Source organism: Methanobrevibacter sp., assembly GCF_045539575.1.
Classification (GTDB): Archaea; Methanobacteriota; Methanobacteria; order Methanobacteriales; family Methanobacteriaceae; genus Methanocatella.
Genome location: NZ_JAZQFM010000009.1, coordinates 1 through 18,075, shown reverse-complemented (window position 1 = coordinate 18,075; position 18,075 = coordinate 1). Strand labels below are relative to the sequence as shown.

At 35.6% G+C, this 18,075-nt stretch carries 15 protein-coding genes; 2 read left to right on the top strand and 13 right to left on the bottom strand.

The genetic code is table 11. From position 1 onward, the window contains the following. Positions 1-342: 342 nt before the first annotated feature. From ACKI30_RS00930 to ACKI30_RS00880, 11 genes are all read right to left on the bottom strand, one after another. Positions 343-762 (bottom strand): RNA-binding protein, encoded by a 420-nt coding sequence (locus ACKI30_RS00930; protein ID WP_295603492.1) that lies wholly within the window; start codon positions 760-762, stop codon positions 343-345. A gap of 37 nt (positions 763-799) precedes the next feature. Then, positions 800-1,357, bottom strand: coding sequence for a 50S ribosomal protein L15e (locus ACKI30_RS00925; RefSeq protein WP_295603494.1), 558 nt, complete (start codon positions 1,355-1,357; stop codon positions 800-802). 144 nt (positions 1,358-1,501) lie between these two features. Continuing rightward, complete coding sequence (locus ACKI30_RS00920; protein ID WP_407409096.1) at positions 1,502-1,693, bottom strand: hypothetical protein; 192 nt, start codon at positions 1,691-1,693, stop codon at positions 1,502-1,504. A 114-nt stretch (positions 1,694-1,807) separates the two neighbouring features. Further along, a complete protein-coding gene (locus ACKI30_RS00915) occupies positions 1,808-2,428 on the bottom strand; it encodes a hypothetical protein (RefSeq protein WP_407409094.1) in 621 nt (206 codons plus the stop codon). Between the two features lie 143 nt (positions 2,429-2,571). Next, positions 2,572-2,871, bottom strand: a complete 300-nt coding sequence (locus ACKI30_RS00910; RefSeq protein WP_292740593.1) for a DUF2149 domain-containing protein — start codon at positions 2,869-2,871, stop codon at positions 2,572-2,574. Between the two features lie 4 nt (positions 2,872-2,875). Then, positions 2,876-3,517: a MotA/TolQ/ExbB proton channel family protein gene (locus ACKI30_RS00905; RefSeq protein WP_407409092.1), complete on the bottom strand. Its 642-nt coding sequence runs from the start codon at positions 3,515-3,517 to the stop codon at positions 2,876-2,878. Further along, complete coding sequence (locus ACKI30_RS00900) at positions 3,498-4,163, bottom strand: peptide ABC transporter permease (protein WP_407409090.1); 666 nt, start codon at positions 4,161-4,163, stop codon at positions 3,498-3,500. The genes ACKI30_RS00905 and ACKI30_RS00900 overlap by 20 nt, the downstream gene beginning before the upstream one ends. Before the next feature lie 209 nt (positions 4,164-4,372). Next, the gene (locus tag ACKI30_RS00895) at positions 4,373-4,945 is read right to left on the bottom strand and encodes an FmdE family protein (protein WP_295162814.1); all 573 of its coding nucleotides are present in this window, start codon (positions 4,943-4,945) and stop codon (positions 4,373-4,375) included. A gap of 6 nt (positions 4,946-4,951) precedes the next feature. Continuing rightward, on the bottom strand, positions 4,952-5,755 hold the full coding sequence (locus ACKI30_RS00890) for an ABC transporter ATP-binding protein (RefSeq protein WP_407409088.1): 804 nt from the start codon (positions 5,753-5,755) through the stop codon (positions 4,952-4,954). After that, positions 5,746-6,759 (bottom strand): FecCD family ABC transporter permease, encoded by a 1,014-nt coding sequence (locus ACKI30_RS00885; protein ID WP_407409086.1) that lies wholly within the window; start codon positions 6,757-6,759, stop codon positions 5,746-5,748. Before ACKI30_RS00885 ends, ACKI30_RS00890 begins: the two co-directional genes overlap by 10 nt. Positions 6,760-6,768: 9 nt before the next feature. Beyond that, positions 6,769-7,875, bottom strand: a complete 1,107-nt coding sequence (locus tag ACKI30_RS00880; RefSeq protein ID WP_407409084.1) for an ABC transporter substrate-binding protein — start codon at positions 7,873-7,875, stop codon at positions 6,769-6,771. 326 nt (positions 7,876-8,201) lie between these two features. Between ACKI30_RS00880 and ACKI30_RS00875 the strand changes: the two genes are divergently transcribed. After that, positions 8,202-8,603 carry a DUF3795 domain-containing protein gene (locus ACKI30_RS00875; protein WP_407409082.1) on the top strand — a complete coding sequence of 134 codons (402 nt, stop codon included), beginning with the start codon at positions 8,202-8,204 and terminating at the stop codon, positions 8,601-8,603. Positions 8,604-8,767: 164 nt separating this feature from the next. Here the strand turns inward: ACKI30_RS00875 and ACKI30_RS00870 are convergent, their stop codons facing one another. Next, entirely contained in the window at positions 8,768-13,123 is a 4,356-nt protein-coding gene (locus ACKI30_RS00870; protein WP_407409080.1) for a right-handed parallel beta-helix repeat-containing protein, read from the bottom strand. A 215-nt stretch (positions 13,124-13,338) separates the two neighbouring features. Between ACKI30_RS00870 and ACKI30_RS00865 the strand changes: the two genes are divergently transcribed. Beyond that, positions 13,339-14,808, top strand: a complete 1,470-nt coding sequence (locus ACKI30_RS00865) for a hypothetical protein (protein WP_407409078.1) — start codon at positions 13,339-13,341, stop codon at positions 14,806-14,808. 23 nt (positions 14,809-14,831) lie between these two features. On the opposite strand, the gene ACKI30_RS00860 is transcribed toward ACKI30_RS00865, so the two are convergent. Next, a complete protein-coding gene (locus tag ACKI30_RS00860) occupies positions 14,832-17,714 on the bottom strand; it encodes an Ig-like domain-containing protein (protein WP_407409076.1) in 2,883 nt (960 codons plus the stop codon). Between the last annotated feature and the right edge of the window lie 361 nt (positions 17,715-18,075).

The following is an 18,075-nucleotide window of genomic DNA, read 5'->3' as shown; positions in this document are numbered from 1 at the left end:
AATAAATTTATCAAATTTAAAATATAATGAACAAAATATTTATATATCATGATAAATAATAGTATAGCATGTAAACGCAGTTTTACATCTTTGTGAAGTTAAATCCAGATTAAAATGAAAATACTATCATACTCATTAATCTATCTCCCCATTAACTTCACGCGGTAACATTCCCAAGATAAAGAATGATAATTATTAGAAATACATCAACTACTCAACAGTGAAAAAAAAATTGTTAATGCAACTTCATAACAGACTACAATAGTAATCTCACCTTAGTCTTTTTCACTAAAAAAAGTTCAAAAATACAATAATTGGCCATTAACTTGGGAAAATACCAATTTAAACACTTGAAATCGCATCCCTCACCTTATCAACAGCAATCTGTTTTTTGGCAGGAAACGCCGCAATTTTAACTTTCAGATGGATAGCATCACCCTTGTCCAATATGGTCCATTTTTCATCTAGAGCATCAGTCTTGTCAAATCTTAAAAACCAGTTGCCCTTATCATCCATCTTCCTTTCAAGATCATCATTCAGCTTGTCCAAATCAACGCTTTCAAGAAGTGTGTTAAAAAAAGCCTTGGTGTATCGTTTCTTGGACACAACACCTGATAGAATTAATATCTTATTTTCAAGCATCCCCTCAGCCTCTTCAGCCTCGATTTCAGCCTCAGGAAGAATGTTTAAAATAGCTTGACTAATCTCATCAACGCTTTCATCCTCATAGACGAAGGCACGGAACTTGATGTTGTGAATCATTTAAATCAGAAAAAAAATAAAAAAAGGAAAAGAAGAATTATAAGTCTCTTCTTCTAGCTTGTTCTGAGCCTTTTCCTTTAGATTTGATTCCACGTCCTTTGTTACCAGCACTAGTTAAGCCTCTGAGAGCTCTGTTAGTGTGTTTTTTGGAGCAAATCCAATTGATTTTTTTATCGTTAATGATAGAAGGACTTTGTGGATCTACTAAAATTACTTCGTAATATTTATATTTACCGTCAGACCATACCCAGTAGGAGTTTAATACTTCAAGGTTAGGGTATTTTTTAGCTACACGTTCTTCAGCAATCCTTTGAATGGATTTTGCTTGAGTGATTTTGTTAACACCCATTCTTTTAGGTTTACGACCGTTGAAGTGACGGGTTTTCCTTCTTCCACCACGTCTTACTCTGGTTCTTACTAAAACGAAACCTTTTTTAGCTCTGTAACCTAAGCTTCTAGCTCTGTCGAGTCTGGTTGGTCTTTCAATTCTTTGAGCTGCTTTTTCTCTTCTCCATTTAGGAGCTCTTTGCCACATGAGTTCACGTACGTAGGACTCATCTGGGTTTTTCCATGCGTCTCTAATATATTTATACATAAATAACACCTTTTTGTTCAGCCACGAAGGCCACATCCATATGGGAACTTATCCCAAAAAAAGTAATTTAATACTGCTAAATAATAACAGTAATAAAATATTTGTTTTATCCATTTATAAAAGTATCGTTAAAATTAGATTTTTCTATTTTTCATCCCATGGAAATTTAATATTTAAATTTTTATAACACTGTTCGGCTTTCCGTTTGTATATTTCTAAATAATCATCATCATAATTTTTACACATTTCATTCCATAATGATTCATCAGGAAAGATTGGAATGCCTCCGCATTTTGATATTTGAATTACTGTATTTGACTTACATGATTGAGCCATTTAATCATACTCCTTTTTAATTATACTTAATTCAATACCACATATAATTGTATTCAACTCATCTAATATATAATTACTAACTTCATTTTCAATAAGATTTCCAATATTATCTGTTCAGTCAGTTATTGAATTTAAAGTTATGTCCCTTATTTTAGCAGAAAGATTATTTTGAAAATCCTCTCTAATGCTTCTGCAAACTTCACCCTTAAATTCAACTGTCCAAATTGCATTAACCGAAGTAACAATTTCATAGTCTTCAAACTTATTTTCTAAAATATCAAAATTCTCAGGAGATGGAAATGAATAATAATTTCTGGAATGACTATGAATTGAAGCAACATTTCTTCCCATGAAATTAGTTACTTCCATATCTCCTAGACATCTCCCCTCTTCACCTTCCCAACAGTATATCACTTCCCCTGTGTGATAATCAAAATATATCATCCATTCTACCATCTCATCAACTGTTTTTCTTCTAAATTCATCAACCAGCAGGCATGCCTCTTCACTAAAATCACAAGACAAATCCTTGAGAGTTATTGATTCAATATACTTATTACACTTCAATGATTTGTATTTTATCCAGTCTTTATCATCAATAGCTACACCTGCAATCGGCAGAACCAAAGCCCCTTTTTGATCTTTTAAAAATATTTTAAAACTATCTAAAGAAAAAACCGATGAAAAAATATCAATAATTAAATAAATTATAAATCTCACATTTCTTAATTTCATAGAATATTATTTGATTTTAAAGCATTTAAAGCATTCAGTGTTTGATTAAAACAATTTTACGAACCTCAAGCAATTTTTCTAAATGAAAACAATTTGAAAACTGAAAAAAATATTAAAAAAAAGAATAGATAAAAAAAAGTAAATCAACCCGAAACCATCACAAGCTCACCGGTTGTCGGATCCTCATAAACCTTTCCAACCTCATTGTATCCGCTGTCTTCCATACCGCTTGCACTGGTATAGTTCTGGCTGAACGTATCGGCAGTTGAAACATCCTGTGTGGACTGTGACTGGGTAATCATGTCCGGATTTACTGACAATGCCATTATGGCAAATATCAGAAAGCCCAAAGCCAAAACCAGCATCGCATCTGAAAGGTTGTTTAAACCGCTCATAGGGTCATCGTCTACAGATTCGGAAATCCTTCTTCTTTTCCTGAGCATAAAATCACCATTTGTCAATAGTTTCAAGTTCCGCTTCAGCCACGGTTTCAACATCAATCAGCTCTGTTTCATACCATTGCTTTTTATATTTTGAAATCAGAAATGCAAGGGCTCCAACAGTCAGACCTGTAACGGTTGTATCGAAAGCGATTGTCAGAGATTCCGCCAGTGTTGCAATGTCCCCTGTTCCGAGAGCTGCAAGTCCAGGACCTAACGGAATCAATGTTCCCAGAAGACCTAAACTAGGACCCACACGAACCAGAATGTCGGTCTTGTTGGTTTTTTTAATCAGTCTTGTCTCATGAGCGGATATCAGCTCACTGGCCAGAGCCTTTCTTGCCTGAGAACCGATATCATAATTATCAGCGATTCTAGTTAAAATCTCTTTTTGATAATCAAAAAGACCACTATTAATTATTTCTTCCTTCATTTGATTAACATTTGATGAAAATGAAACACGTCTTACCAAATCCTCCAAATCCCTGGATGAAATCGGTTTTCTGGAAATGTATTCATTTATTAAACCTCCAAATGCCAAGATAACAATGATTATTGATATTACCAGCAAAACGATTACCGGAGTTAAAAGGCTTTCGGAAAGGATATGTATAAATGAAGTCAGTGTTTCAGTTCCTTGAATTATCATGAATTTCCCCCCATCTATCATTTATAAGCACACCAATAACCAAAATAACAATAATAGCTATAATAACATAAATCAGCTGATAGGTTGGTGTCAGGATTAAAAATGCGCTAAACATTGAATAATCCAGATTCAAAGTAGAGAAATATGTGAAAGCGAAAATGAACATCAATATTGAAAACAGACACATATACTCTCCGATTATTACAGGATATTGTCTTTTTGCATGATGTAATAATTTTGAAAGTTTCTGAACAACTAATAAAACAATAAGCACCAATAAAGAATATAAAATCATTTCAAAGAGACTTAAAGTTGACTGGGATGCAAACAATATTGCTGAAGCCAAAAATGTCGCAAGAATCAGATATAATGCCACTTTAAATTTATCATTTCTAATCAAATAGAATAAGCTGGCCATTAAGATTATCGCCATTGCAAAAAAGATGTAGCTAAAATAATCCATTAAAAATGATAACGGAGCATTAAGATAACCTGAGGCATTCAATATTACAAAAACAGCAGCGGAAAATATCAGGGATGTTAAAATTACTTTAACATTGCTGATTTTATAATTTCCCAAAAGCAATGCGATATTCCCAGCAAATACTGCCAGAATTACCAATAAATACCCCCCAATCAAATCCATGATTTCAACCTATATTCCTTATCTAATTAAATATTATACAACATGAATATATAAACATATCGTAATGAATTATTTAAAAATAAATTAATAAGCAATTTAGGATTTATATTCTAAAAAAAGATAAATCAATTACTTTTATGAAAATTAAAGAAAAAATTTTGATAAAAATCTAAAAAGAAAAAAAATTATGATGAATAAAAATTGCAATATTATTCATCAATTATCTCGTAATATGAACCTTCAGCACATGACCTACAAACAGGTTTTCCGCCAATTAGCTTGTGCCTGCCGTCAGATACCTTTTCGCCGCAGACTGAGCAGAATGCTGTTGTATAAGGTTTGCCCGGCATATCCCCCCTGGACAATTCAATCTTAACTTTCTGAACCTGAAACAGCTCTTCTGGAGGAGTGCGTCTGAAACGGGCAATCATTTCCTCTTTTGTCTCTTCATCCTTGAATTTCTTGTTTGCATCAGCATCAGTTATTCTTAATGCCTCGCCGGTATCCTGGTTGTAGAATGTTGCTGCAAACTTACCGTAATACATCTGTTTTAATGTTCTTTTACCCATGGAACATCCTGTAACTGACTGAACAGCATCTGACATGCATCTGTCGATTTCCAAAAACACTATCAAGTTTTTATGCCTTTCATTTAACGGCATGCCCAGCAGTTCAAGCCCGTACATTGCAAGCTTTGTGCCTATTGCAATTCCGCCACATATATGACCATGAAAGTCACGGGCCTTTGCCAATTGTTCATCATAATCCTTTTCATTCATAATAACACCTCATAAGTCTAATTTTAAATTTGTTTTCATAGGTACACATACCTTTCTGTCATCATCCAATTCTATCAATTCAACATCTATCGAATAAGCCTTTTTCAGATTTTCCTCATTTACAACATCGTCAGGAGTTCCAAAATCTATGAATTTCTTATCTTTCATGATTGCAACTTTAGTTGAGCTCAGGAATGCATGATCAGGGAAATGTGAAGACATTATAATCGCCAACCCGCTTTTTGAGAGGTTGTCAATAATTTCAAGAAGCTTTATCTGATTTCCGAAATCCAGATGGGAGGTCGGCTCATCCAATATCAGCATGTCCGGCTTTTGACATAACACCCTTGCCAAAAATACAAGCTGCCTTTCCCCACCGCTTAAATTGGTGTATTCCTTATCTTTGAGATATTCAATGCCCAAAGTCTTCAGTGCATTTGAAGCGATTTCCACATCCTCATCCTTAGGAGAATCAGTCAGGTTAAGATACGGTGCCCTTCCCATTAAAACTACATCAAACACATTGAATGGGAATGACGGCACGTGAGACTGTGGGATATAACCGATATGTCTTGAAATCTCCTTAAATGAGAGTTTTTTAATGTTCTTGCCATTGATTAAAATGTCTCCTGAGTCAATATCATGCAATCCGTTAAGGCATTTTATCAGGGTTGTCTTCCCAGTCCCGTTAGGTCCCAAAATACACAGGACATCTCCCTTATCAATGGAAAAGCTGATGTCGTTGAATATCTCTTCGCCGTCATATGAAAATGAAATGTTTTTAGCTTCAAACAATTTATTATTTACGACCATTCTGAATACCCCCTCTTAAGCAGGTATAAAAATATCGGAACGCCTATTATCGCAGTCAGTATTCCAATCGGAATTTCAATTGCAATCACCGCACGGGATATATTGTCAATCAGCAATAGGAAACTGGCGCCCAGACTCAGTGATGCCGGAAGAAGAATTCTATTGTCCGGACCGACAATCATACGCGCCATGTGTGGAATGATCAGTCCTACCCAGCCGACGATGCCGCTTATGGAAACGGCGGCTGATGTGAGCAATGTGCAGCCCGCAATAATGAGCAGTCTGATTCTTGACGGGTTCAATCCCAGGGATTGCGCTTCCTCATCCCCCATTGCAAGCAGATTCATATGCCATCTGAGCAAAAGCAGGATAACCAATCCTATTATCACAGGAACTGCAATCATTATAAGCTTATCCATATTGATGGAAGCGAGACTTCCCATAAGCCAGTATACAATTTCAGGCAATTTATCATCCGGATCAGCAATGAACTTGATGGCAGAAATCAGTGAGTTGAAAAATGCTGAAATGGCCACTCCTGACAAGACCAGAACCAGTATTCCTCCGGCCTTGTAGGTTTTTGAAATCAGATATGTGACTGAAACTGAAATCAATCCAAAAATGAATGCAAACAGCTGTGTGACCACATTTGCACCGCTGATCAATATTGCCAATGCCGCTCCGAAACCTGCCCCATTAGACACGCCAAGCAAATCAGATGATACCAACGGGTTTTTAAATATTGACTGGAATGCGGCTCCTGAAATGGCCAGGCAAGCACCAACAACAATTGCTCCGATTATTCTCGGAAGTCTGATTTCAAAGACTATTGTTGTAATAGTGGGAGACACTTCCAGCTGAGGAAATATCGGTGATAAAATAGTATATACTACATCAATAGGACTGATTGGATATCTTCCAAGTAGAAAAGAGGCAAAAAATAAAACAATAGGGAAAAAGATTAAAAGTACGATACTTATAATCTCTTTTGTCTCATTATCCATAAAATTCCCCTATAAGTTTGATTCCTTAAGCCCTGAATCTAACAATAGCTGCTTAGCGTCATTATCACTTAAATCTATGTGATAATAGTTGCCGTAAAACTCTTTAGTTGCTCCAACCATGTCAATGTCTTTATATTGGTCAGGATAGATTACCTTAGCAGTCCATGGAACACCAATAATCATGTTTGCTCCAACTGGCCTGTCAAACCATTTGAACGGTGACTGCGGAGACAGGTAAACTTGATGATTTTTGACAGCATCTATTTTTCCCCAGTTTGAATCTGAATATACGCTTGCATAGAACTCAGGATCGGTTGTGATGATTACCTCAGGATTCCAGCTGATCACCTGCTCCATTGACACCTGAACGCCGTTTGTTGTATTTCCCTGACCTGCAGCGTCAGCAACGTTGACCCCTCCAACAAGGTCAATCAGTTGACCATGTGTGGAATGTGAAGGGTTTGTCTGAAGTCCGTCATCACCCTGAGCATAGTAAACGGTTTTCTTATCGCTGTCTGACAATTTTGATGCCTTGTCATGGACAATGTCCAGGTATTTGTTATTGAAGTCATTGAGCTTGTTTGCATTGTCTTCAGCTCCGACGACCTCACCCATGAAGAGTATTGACTCTCCAATTTTTTCTATGTTTGTAGTGTCCTTAACGGCTATTACAGGAATTGTTCCGAATTTATTTTGACGTTCCTCAACTGTGGATGCATCGCCGTCACCGCCCTCATCAATTGATTCGATAATGACATCAGGTTCTGTGGCGATGAATTCCTCATAGCTTCCGTCCTGTGTACCGTACCAACCGCCCACATTAGGATAGTTTGCATATTGGCTAGGAACATATTTCAGCTCATCGTCCGTCCACTCAAAGTTGACAGCCTTCAACTTGTCGGGAGCAATCATATATAAAACAGTAGTCATTGGAGGGCTTGTTGCCACTACATTGCCAACTGAAGCCGGCACTTCCACTGACCTGTTAATCATGTCAGTCATATTTTTTGACCCCTGACTTTCTACAGTCGAAGGAGATAAAAATAAGTGTGTAGCCACTCCCGCCACCACCAAAACAATCAACAACAATATTATTACTTTTATTTTCCTTTCCATTATAAAACCCCAAACTAAACTATCGATAAGAATATATATTCACTAAGTTATTAAATAAGTTTTCTAAAAATTCCTATTTGAATATGAATAATGGTAAATTATAATTAAAAAGAATTTAATTAAAAATATATTTTAATATTCCCATTAAACAGTTAAATTGATTGTTTTTAAGAAAAAAAGGAAAATATTATCGTAATTATTTTTATTAACAATGAATAATCGGAACAATTAAATTTTATAAATACTGTGACAAATTTCAAGCGATATGCGAATGAATACTTATGGATTTGAAAAAGATATATAACCCTATAAACCAAACTAGTATTATGAAAATGCCTGAAGAACTAGACCCAAAATTACTTGCACCCTGCGGAATAAATTGCATCAGCTGTGAAAAATATCAAAATCCATGTGCAGGATGCCTGATCAGCAATGACGGTAAAAGTAAGGCCAGTTTGAAGTGCAAGATAAAGACTTGTTTTGATTCCAAAAATTTCAGCTACTGCGGACGCTGCAGTGAGTTTCCATGCCCGCTCATGAAAAAGCACTCAAAAAAATATGTCAAAAGGCATGACTTGAATACATTGGACAGCGCCAAAAGAATAAAAACCACAGGTATCGGACGCATGATGAGAGAGGACCGTGAAAGATGGCTATGTCCGGAATGTGGTGGAGTTGTGAAATTCCAGACAAAAGCCTGCAGCGAGTGCGGTTTCAAGATTGATTAAATGAAAAATTTGATTAATAATTTTAACAGTAAATGCCATTGCCATTATTTTAAATGCATCTTTGATTAACATAAAGACATCTTGTTTTAAAAATAGATTTAATTAATCTGAAGTGATATATGAAAAAAATAAAAAAAGAATAAATATGTAAAAAACATATTTATTTAAACTGGAATTTCACTTTGCGGAACATCATATTTTGAGGTGATTTTGAATGTCCTGTAAGTGGAATCAAGCAATGATCCAACGGAAATTTCAATGACATTATCAGCATCATTGTAACTGTCTGCGTTGAAACAAAATGTACCAACACCACCTACAACATTAAAGTTTACTTCAACTTCATTGGCTGTTCCCCTGTTCAATGTTGCATACATGTCAAATTCCGGAAGATTTGATGCAACCTCGCCGTTTTTGTAAAATACAATGCTGTAATTTCCAGGAGAGTTACAGGTCAAATTATCGAACTTGATTGCAGTGGTGCTTATTCTCGGACACATTGTTCCATATCCTACAACACCCGTATCATAATCCCATGTTACCAAAGTATTTGTTCCGTACCAGTTAGGATCCAATTTAAGTCTTAATGACTCATTCCATTGGCCAGGACCGTAGATTCCTTCAGGGTTTGCACTCATTTCACCTAAAATCATCATACTTGGACCTACAGCATTTCTGTAGATAGCATTATCTGTTACGACAGGTTCAACAGCATTTTGAGCCAAATCATAACCTGCATTGAATCTGATTCCTTCCAGTACATTGTCGGTTATTACATTTTGAGTAATCACGATTCCTGTAGAGTAGTTTGCATCAAGAGAAATGCCTAAATGGTTATTGGCTATGTGATTCTGGCTGATTGTCACATTAACTGAGGAATTGTTTAAGAATATTCCGTATCCTGACGGGCCTTCAGGAACTGTCATGATGTACAAACCGGTCTGGTCTGTAATTTCATTGTTTGCAATATTAGTGTCAGAAACTCCAAATCCGTATTTGATACCATAGTTATTTTCCCTCAATGTGTTGTTGTCAATGAGTAAATCTGAGGAGTGTTCTGCAAAAATACCGCTTTCAAACAATGATATTCTGTTTCCATACAACAGTATTCCTGATGAATTTGAAACACATATGCCGTATCCAGGCAAGTTAACGGTTCCATCAGAGTAGTTGTCGATTTTAGATTCATCCAAATGATTTACAATTGTATTGTTGATTAGATTTACATCATATGCATTGACAATGTCAACCGCATCACTTGAATTTCCGCAAATGACAAAATGACAAAGGGATACTGAATCAGCAGCTATTTTTAAGACAGGATTATTGTAAGGTGCGTTTAAAACAGTTCCGCTTCTGGAATAAATTTTCATTCCCTGATTAACTGTTAGAGTAATATCAGAATAACTGTCTCCAAGGAATTCAACATAAGACCAAATAGGAGCGTTGTCTAAGATATTTTGGATTTCTGAATTTGGCAGACCACTATCGACAAATATCACGCTGGTGCCATTTAAAATAGTGATTTTGCTTGTTGAAGAGCTTTCCTTATATTTATCGCTGCCTGAATAACTGATGCCTATTTCAAATGATGACGGATCTGAACTTCCCAAATCCAATGTGATTTGACCGTTTTCATCAGTTGCTTGGGAATAGTTTCCTCCATTGAATGAATAGCCTAATGTCTGATTAGCCAATGGGTTTCCGGAAGCATCCTTTAGGGATATTCTATAATCCTTTTGTGCATCCATGGAATATGTCCTGTTGTAGCTTTCAATGACAGTGCCCAATTTAGCGACAGTGATTTTTCCTGTTGTCTTTGAAGCCTTATAGTATGTGTTTCCAGCATAATTCACATTGACATCATAGGTCTTTTCATCAGCAAAATTAACGCTTATGCTAGCCTGACCTTTGCTGTCAGTGGTTTTGGTGTAAGTTTTGCCGTTCACCTTGATGGTCACTTTCTGTTTTGATAAAGCCTGGTTGTTTGCCTTTAGAGTTACAGTGTATGTTTTTGCATCATTTGGAAGAACTGAAAGAGCAGGAGCGGTGATTTTTGTAGCGGTTTTGGCCACAACAATTTTGCCGCTTGAAGACGCTTTTTTATAGATTTTACTTCCGGCATAAGATGCGGAAACCTTATATGTTTTCAGGCTGGAGAATTTGACCTTAACGCTAACCTGGCCTTTTGAATTTGTCTTTTTGGTGTATTTTTTACCGTTGAGTTTAACAACAACTTTCTGTTTTGAGATTGCCTTGCCGTTTCCATCCTTCAATGTTACGGTGTATGTCTTGGATGTTTTCGGAGGAATTGTAACTTTAGGAGCTGTCAGCTTAGCGGCTTTTGATGAATATTTAACAACGATCTTGTTTGTTTTTGAAACTGCCTTGTATTTGTTATTTCCTTTGAAACTGATGGCAATCTTATAGGTTTTTTTATTTGTAGAGAATTTTAACTTGACTTTGGCAACACCTTTGCTGTTTGTGGTTTTGGTGTAAGTCTTGCCGTTTACCTTGAAAGTGACTTTCTGACTGGCAATGGCTTTGCCTGATGCATCTTTCAAAGTGATTGAGTAATATTCAGCCATCTTAGGTATCATGTTCAGATTTGAACTGACAATTTTGGAGGCAGTTTTCTTGACTGTAACCTTTGCCTGCGCACTGCTTGGCTCATAGTCAACATCGTCACCAGGATAAACAATGCTTGCTGTATAGGTTCCCTCTTTTGCAATTGAAACTTTTATTGCAGCATGACCGTCAGCATCAGTCACCGGAGAGTATGTTTTTGAATTGAGCTTGACTGTTAATGTTTCACCGACTACAGGGTTTCCGTTGATATCCTTTAATGTAACAATCAATTGCTGATTTGAGTTAGGATAGGTGTTCAAATCGGAAACTGTTATTGTAGTGTTAGTTGGTGTTCCAGGAATTGCCGCATCATCAACAGCGAAAGTCTTGGATACCTTAGAATCAAAGTTCACACCGTTTGTCGGAACAACTGCAGTTATGACGTTTCCGCTTTCGGCAAATTCACTTTGATAGAACCTGACTTTTGCTGTACCGTTTACCATCATTACTGTTCTGTAAATGTCTCCCTCATCAGGTTTTACATGTTTTGTAGCCTTATTCAGGTAAAATGTTACAGGCACTGAACTTAAATCCTTTGCAATGTTGCCGTTTTCATCAACGATTGAAATTGAATAGATTCCCTTCTTGACCTGTGTGATTTCACTCAGCTGAAGCTCGTAGTTGCCGCTCATTGACCATTGGACACCTTTATCATATGTATAAAAGATTACAGGGCAGTTAACGTTTTTATTGATTTCAAACACATATCTCAGGAAGACCGCACCCTTGTTTGATACGTAATCACCGTTGTTGTCACCTACATATTTGTAGACATCGTTTACTGAATCATATGCAAAGTCACCTTTGTTTGTACCCTTATAATCATATTGAATACGGTAAACCGGTCTTTCCTCCTGAGCCCCTTCAAGACCAACCATATAGTTGTTGTCGATTATCTCAAGATCAGGATATCCTATTTTTAACTTGTTATTGACCAGATTTTTAACTCTGTAATCATTTAAGACTTCATACATCCTGTTTTGATTGAAGAAATTGCCTTTAATCTCAATTCTTGTAACGTTGCAGTTTACATAGACACCATGATAATTGTTTGCTATGTAATTGTTTAAAACGTATACATAGTTGGATGAGGTTAGATTCACTCCAACGCCGTTTCCTGTAAGGTTATTGGAGACAATGTTTGTGGTCTTGCTTGATCCTGATACAGAAACACCTGCGATTTCATTGTTTTTGATGTCTGAATTCTTAACTATTACATTAGTTGAATCCTTAATACTTACTCCATAAACAGCATCAGCTATTGAACAGCCCTCAATGGTTATGCCATTTCCATTTACTAGCCTAATTGCATCAGCAGTGCCAATATTAGAAAATGTACAGTTTCTGATAATCACATTTGAGGCGCCATTAATCAGGATGGCATAATCCCCATTGTTGTATAACATGCCGTCGCCAATGAAGTTGAATCCCTCAATGATAGTACCGCTGGCCTTTGAAGTCAAATAGAAAATTCCATGATAACCCGAATCTGCTGAACTGGAACATGGACTTAATGAAGTTCCAACATCACTTTTTATGGTCAGCTTCTTATCAATTGTCCTATGGACATGCACATATTCACTGCCTTGAATAATTATGGTATCTCCATCAGCTGCGCCATCTAATGCATTTTTAATGGTTTTTTCACTCATTTCATTGTGGTTTTCTCCCACTGCATCAACAGTGATTGTTTTTGGAGATGCACCCAATGTATCTTCTTCAGTCGAAGTACCAATTTCATCATCATCTACACTTTTTATCATATCGTTAGATGAATCCATAGTTAAATTATTATAATCAACATTATTATCTTCAATAGCTGAAACTGAACCTATAAAAATCATTGCAACTAATAAGAAAGACAATAATAATAAAACTCTCTTAAATCTCATATTTTAACCACAATTTCATTTTATAACAATTGAAATTTTATTCAATATGTAAATATATACTATCAATATAATTAATATATTTCTATTTCATTTAAAAAAAAATGTGCAAATTATATTAAAAACGAAAACTGAATTGAAGTAAACTTCATATAGATATTGCAATATACAAATAATCATATAAATTTTTGGGGGACTTGATTATTAAAACTAAAATAATGATTTTAAGCATTTTGATGCTCATTTTCATATCCGCTTCCTGCGTTAATGCAGTGAAAACTAATGGAACCGAACCTGTTTCATACATATCTGATGACAATATTTCAAATGCAGCAGGTTCAAATGACTTTACAGCTTTAAACAATGAGATAAACTCATCATCACAAAGCAAAGTGTTAAACCTTACTAGGGATTATGCCTACAACCCACTAAACGACCAGCAGTTTTGCAATGGGATTGATATTGACATTGATGATTTAATCATTGACGGGCAGGGCCATACCATAAACGCCAATAGCGAAGCCCGAATCTTTAACATTAAATCAAACAATGTTGTCCTGAAGAATTTAGCGCTGATAAATGGAAATTCAGATTCTGAAGGAGCTTCAATCTATTGGAGCGGACAAAACGGACAGCTCATCAATGCAGTCGTGAAAAACAGCACATCCATTAATTTGAAAAATACAAACACCCTCAATATTGGCGGAGGAATATACTTTAAAAACGCTGCAACAATCATAGACTCAAAATTTGAAGACAATTATGCAACCTTTGGAGGGGCTGTCAATTTTGATGGCAGAGGAGTTATAAAAAACTGCGAATTCAAGAATAACTTTGCAAAGCTTCTCGGAGGAGGAGTTTTCTGCAATGACAAGGTAACCATTTCCAACTCAACATTCACTCTAAATGAGGCATCCGACGGAGGAGCAGTTTATTTCTTCTCACAGGGAGTAGTTGAAAACACTGTATTTGAAAGAAATATTGCTATCGGATATGGAGGAGCAATCGAAAATGAAAATACGGTTACAATAAAAAATTCATCATTCATTAAAAATACCGGAGCATATGCAGGAGCAATCTATCTTAAAGGAGATGCAATTCTCGAGAATTCAACATTAAGTGAAAATTCAGCTAAAATCGGCGGCGCAATATATTCTGCCACCTATGACGCTTCAATTAAAAACTGTGAATTCAACCATAATGATGCACAGGAAGGAAAATCACTCTTCATTTCAAACAAGTATATTCAAATTGAAAACTGCACATTCAACAACAACATATCCTATTTCGAATCTGAAATCCAAATGGAATGCAACAATCCTACATTGACCAATTTGACATATAACAACGTCACCAAAAAGCAGCCAGTTGAAAACACCACAAAAACCGTTGTTAAAAAGGTGACTAAGAAAAAAACTGCAATTAGTGCCGCATCAAAGTCTTTCAAGTTGAAAAAGGTTAAAAAATACACAGTTACTTTGAAAACCGGAAAAAATGTTTTAAAAAATAAAAAAATATTCATTAAAGTGAAAAACAAGACATACTCCGGAAAAACCAATTCTAAAGGTAAAGTGACATTTAAGCTTAAGATTACAAAAAAAGGAAAATTTAAAGCAATAATTAAATTTTTCGGAGATAAACTGTACAAGGCGTCACAAAAGACAGTTTACATAAAAATTAAAAAATAAGGATATGATTTATCCTTATAATTCTATTTTTTAACCTTCAAGGTGGTTTTGACCTGTGAGTTCAAATACTTGACAATAACTGAATATTTACCCACTTTCAAATTCTTGAAGTTGACTGTAGCCACACCTTTCTTGTTTGTCTTTGCAGAATACTTCTTTCCATTGATTTTAAATGTGACTTTCTTGCCTGCAATGGCTTTTCCTTTACTGGACTTTAATGATGCAGTATACTTTATCTTTTTGGATTTTTTCGCAGTGGCACTTTTAGCTTTCAGGACCTTTTTAACAGTCAGTGTGTTTTTAACAGTTGATCCCTTATAGGTTGCTGTTATTGTATATTTTCCAGGAGTTAAGCTAAATGTCTTTGAGGCGTAGCCGTTTTTATCCGTTTTAACATTGTAGGTTTTTCCTGCAACTTTCATGACAACAACTTCATTTTTGCCGACAGCCTTGCCGTTCTTTCCAATGACTCTGACTTTAAAGGTGATTTTGCCGTCATATTCCTTAACTACATTTTTATTATTGGTAATCTTGGACGGATTTTTAACAGTGCTGAATGAAAAGCTTTGATTATTGGCTTTGAATGTAATCGGACTTTTGGCAGGCACTGTTATTGATTTTGAAAGATATCCATCACAAACATGCAAAGCATTTCCACCTGTCAAAGTCACTTTAAATACAGGCAACAATTCAGTAGAATTTAATGAAGATACTGTTCCATTAGCGTTTGTTATGTGATTAAAACTGATAACAACATTGATTGCCTCATATTGCATCAGTTTACCTGTTGTCTTTAAGTCCATGACAATCCAATCGAAATCATCGGAAATGTTACCTGAAATCAATGCATTGAAGTCAGGACTGTTTTCTCCCCACCAGTTACCTGTCAGATTGCTGTTTTGATTGTTAACAAAAATTGCATTTCCTCTGGAAGCCCTATTGTTGAATAATGCAGAGTGAGTAAGATCAATATCCTTTCTGGCGATGATTGCTCCTCCTTCAGCTCCGGCAACATTGTTTTCGAAAATGCAACCATAAGCATTCAATATATTGTTGTTATCTATTGCTCCACCATTTTTAGTCGCCTTGTTGTTTGTGAAGTTGCATTTAATTATTTTCAGATTTCCTCCATTGTCAATAGCTCCAGCACCATAAGCCTGGTTTTTATCGAATAATGAATTGATTATAGTTAGATTTCCAGCATTGTCGATAGCTCCACCATAACTTAATGCGGCATTGGATATGAATTTGGAATTATTTATTAAAATAGTTCCGTCAATGTTGAAAATGACTCCACCCTCATCCGAACCTGTGTTTGATTTGAAAACGGAGCCCTGAATATCAATATTTCCCTTAAGGACTTGAATAATGCCTAAGCTATGGGTTACTCTATTGTTTTCAAAACGAGAATCTGAAATGGAAACGTCCCCAGTAGTGTAAATCACTGCCGCCCTTTCAGCATTATTGCTATTGAACCTTGAATTTGAAAGAGATGTGGATTTACCTGCATTATAAATTACGCCACCAAGTTTTGCTTGATTTGAGTTAAATTCACTTGAAACTGTATTTAAACTGCCCAAATTATAAACAACACCACCATAACCATTTGCATTATTGCTGGAAAATTTGGAATTGGTTAAATTCAATCTGGCAACATTATAAATAACTCCATTCTCAGCAATATTGGAATTCATCTCTGATTTAATCACGTTTAAAGTCGCTTCATTATAGATCACCCCACGGCCGGCAACAGAATTAAAGCTTAAATTGGAATTTGTGATGTCCATAGTGCCCTTATTGTAAATTGCACCACCAACATCAGCATGGTTATAGTTTAAGGTGAATGAATTGAAATTCAAGTTTCCGATATTGTAAATTGCACCCCCTTCATTTGCAGTGTTGTTAATTAACTGAACATTGTCAAAATTGCCTGCAGTGGTAGCAAGATACAAGCCTCCGCCTTTTGGAGCAGTATTGTTTGCTAAAATAACATTTTGAAGATTGGATGTAAATTGAACTCCTGCAATTGTAGCCAGATAAGCAGATATTCCTCCACCGTTATCGCTAGCAGTATTATTGGACAGGATGCAGTCAGTTGCAAAAATATCTCCGGTACTTCCGCATAATCCTCCGCCCAAAACAGCATGATTATTTGAAATTGTTGAACCTTCAATTATCAGAGTGCCGTAGGAATCAGAAATTGCTCCCCCGCCTTCTTCAGCAGAGTTATTGTCAATTATGGTGTTTTTTATAGTCATTGTAAAGTCAGAGATGTAAGCTCCTCCACCATACTGGCCAACATTTCCCCTGATGTCACTGTCATAAATTTCGCAGTACCCCCAGCTTTTCACTCCACCGCCCAAATGGGATGCTGTGTTTGAGTAGAATTTGGAATTCTTTATGGTTAAAAATCCCCTGTTGTTGTAAATTCCACCACCTCTTGTAGCTGAATTGTTAATGAAACTGGAATCTATCAATTGAATATCACTGAATCTATTGTAAATTGCCCCTCCTTCATGAGCATTATTGTTTAAAAAAGTACAGTTTACAACTTTTGTAGCTGTCTGATATGAATCTATTGCAGCTCCTCCGCCGTCACCGTAATTTCTTTCAAAAACAGTATTGTAAACAGTTAATGAACCGCTTGATCCTCTCAGTGCACCATAATCAGCATAATTATTAACAAATTTGGAATCTTTAACAGTTAAAAATCCGTTGCTTTCAATAGCTCCTCCATTTGCAGAGGTTTTACCGTTTATGAAAGTTATTCTGCAAATAGTTACTGTGACCTTTTTTGATATCACAAAAATGTTTGATTTGTAATCTGCGTCCAGTATTGTGCTTGATGAGTCAACCCCATAAATATTAATGTCCTTGTTTATCTTAATTGAGGTACCGTTACCCAAATAAGTCCTGTTTTCAAGATGAATTGTGCTTCTCGCTTCAGCTTCATCAATAATGCTTTGAATTGAGCTGAAATCATCGGCTATTGGTGAATTTGCAGAGACATTGTCTGCGGCATACGCTGTGTTTATAAGTAATATCGAAAAAATCAGAACTAAAAGAATTACTCCATTAAATTTAAGTCTTTTAATAATATTTCCCCCATATAATCTAATTAAAGTATATTCAATAAATTTAAAGAATTTAATGCATGAATAGAAAATATTTTATGATTAAATAAATATCGTTATAAATTTAATTGAATAACATGATAATTCATTTATAAAAAATTATATTTATAGATTATTAAAAAAAGAAAAAGAA

Excerpts from the sequence above, each read along its gene's own strand:
- ACKI30_RS00930 (WP_295603492.1), bottom strand. The coding sequence starts at position 762 with ATGATTCACAACATCAAGTTCCGTGCCTTCGTCTATGAGGATGAAAGC.
- ACKI30_RS00925 (WP_295603494.1), bottom strand. The coding sequence starts at position 1,357 with ATGTATAAATATATTAGAGACGCATGGAAAAACCCAGATGAGTCCTAC.
- ACKI30_RS00920 (WP_407409096.1), bottom strand. The coding sequence starts at position 1,693 with ATGGCTCAATCATGTAAGTCAAATACAGTAATTCAAATATCAAAATGC.
- ACKI30_RS00915 (WP_407409094.1), bottom strand. The coding sequence starts at position 2,428 with ATGAAATTAAGAAATGTGAGATTTATAATTTATTTAATTATTGATATT.
- ACKI30_RS00910 (WP_292740593.1), bottom strand. The coding sequence starts at position 2,871 with ATGCTCAGGAAAAGAAGAAGGATTTCCGAATCTGTAGACGATGACCCT.
- ACKI30_RS00905 (WP_407409092.1), bottom strand. The coding sequence starts at position 3,517 with ATGATAATTCAAGGAACTGAAACACTGACTTCATTTATACATATCCTT.
- ACKI30_RS00900 (WP_407409090.1), bottom strand. The coding sequence starts at position 4,163 with ATGGATTTGATTGGGGGGTATTTATTGGTAATTCTGGCAGTATTTGCT.
- ACKI30_RS00890 (WP_407409088.1), bottom strand. The coding sequence starts at position 5,755 with ATGGTCGTAAATAATAAATTGTTTGAAGCTAAAAACATTTCATTTTCA.
- ACKI30_RS00885 (WP_407409086.1), bottom strand. The coding sequence starts at position 6,759 with ATGGATAATGAGACAAAAGAGATTATAAGTATCGTACTTTTAATCTTT.
- ACKI30_RS00880 (WP_407409084.1), bottom strand. The coding sequence starts at position 7,875 with ATGGAAAGGAAAATAAAAGTAATAATATTGTTGTTGATTGTTTTGGTG.
- ACKI30_RS00875 (WP_407409082.1), top strand. The coding sequence starts at position 8,202 with ATGAAAATGCCTGAAGAACTAGACCCAAAATTACTTGCACCCTGCGGA.
- ACKI30_RS00870 (WP_407409080.1), bottom strand. The coding sequence starts at position 13,123 with ATGAGATTTAAGAGAGTTTTATTATTATTGTCTTTCTTATTAGTTGCA.
- ACKI30_RS00865 (WP_407409078.1), top strand. The coding sequence starts at position 13,339 with ATGATTTTAAGCATTTTGATGCTCATTTTCATATCCGCTTCCTGCGTT.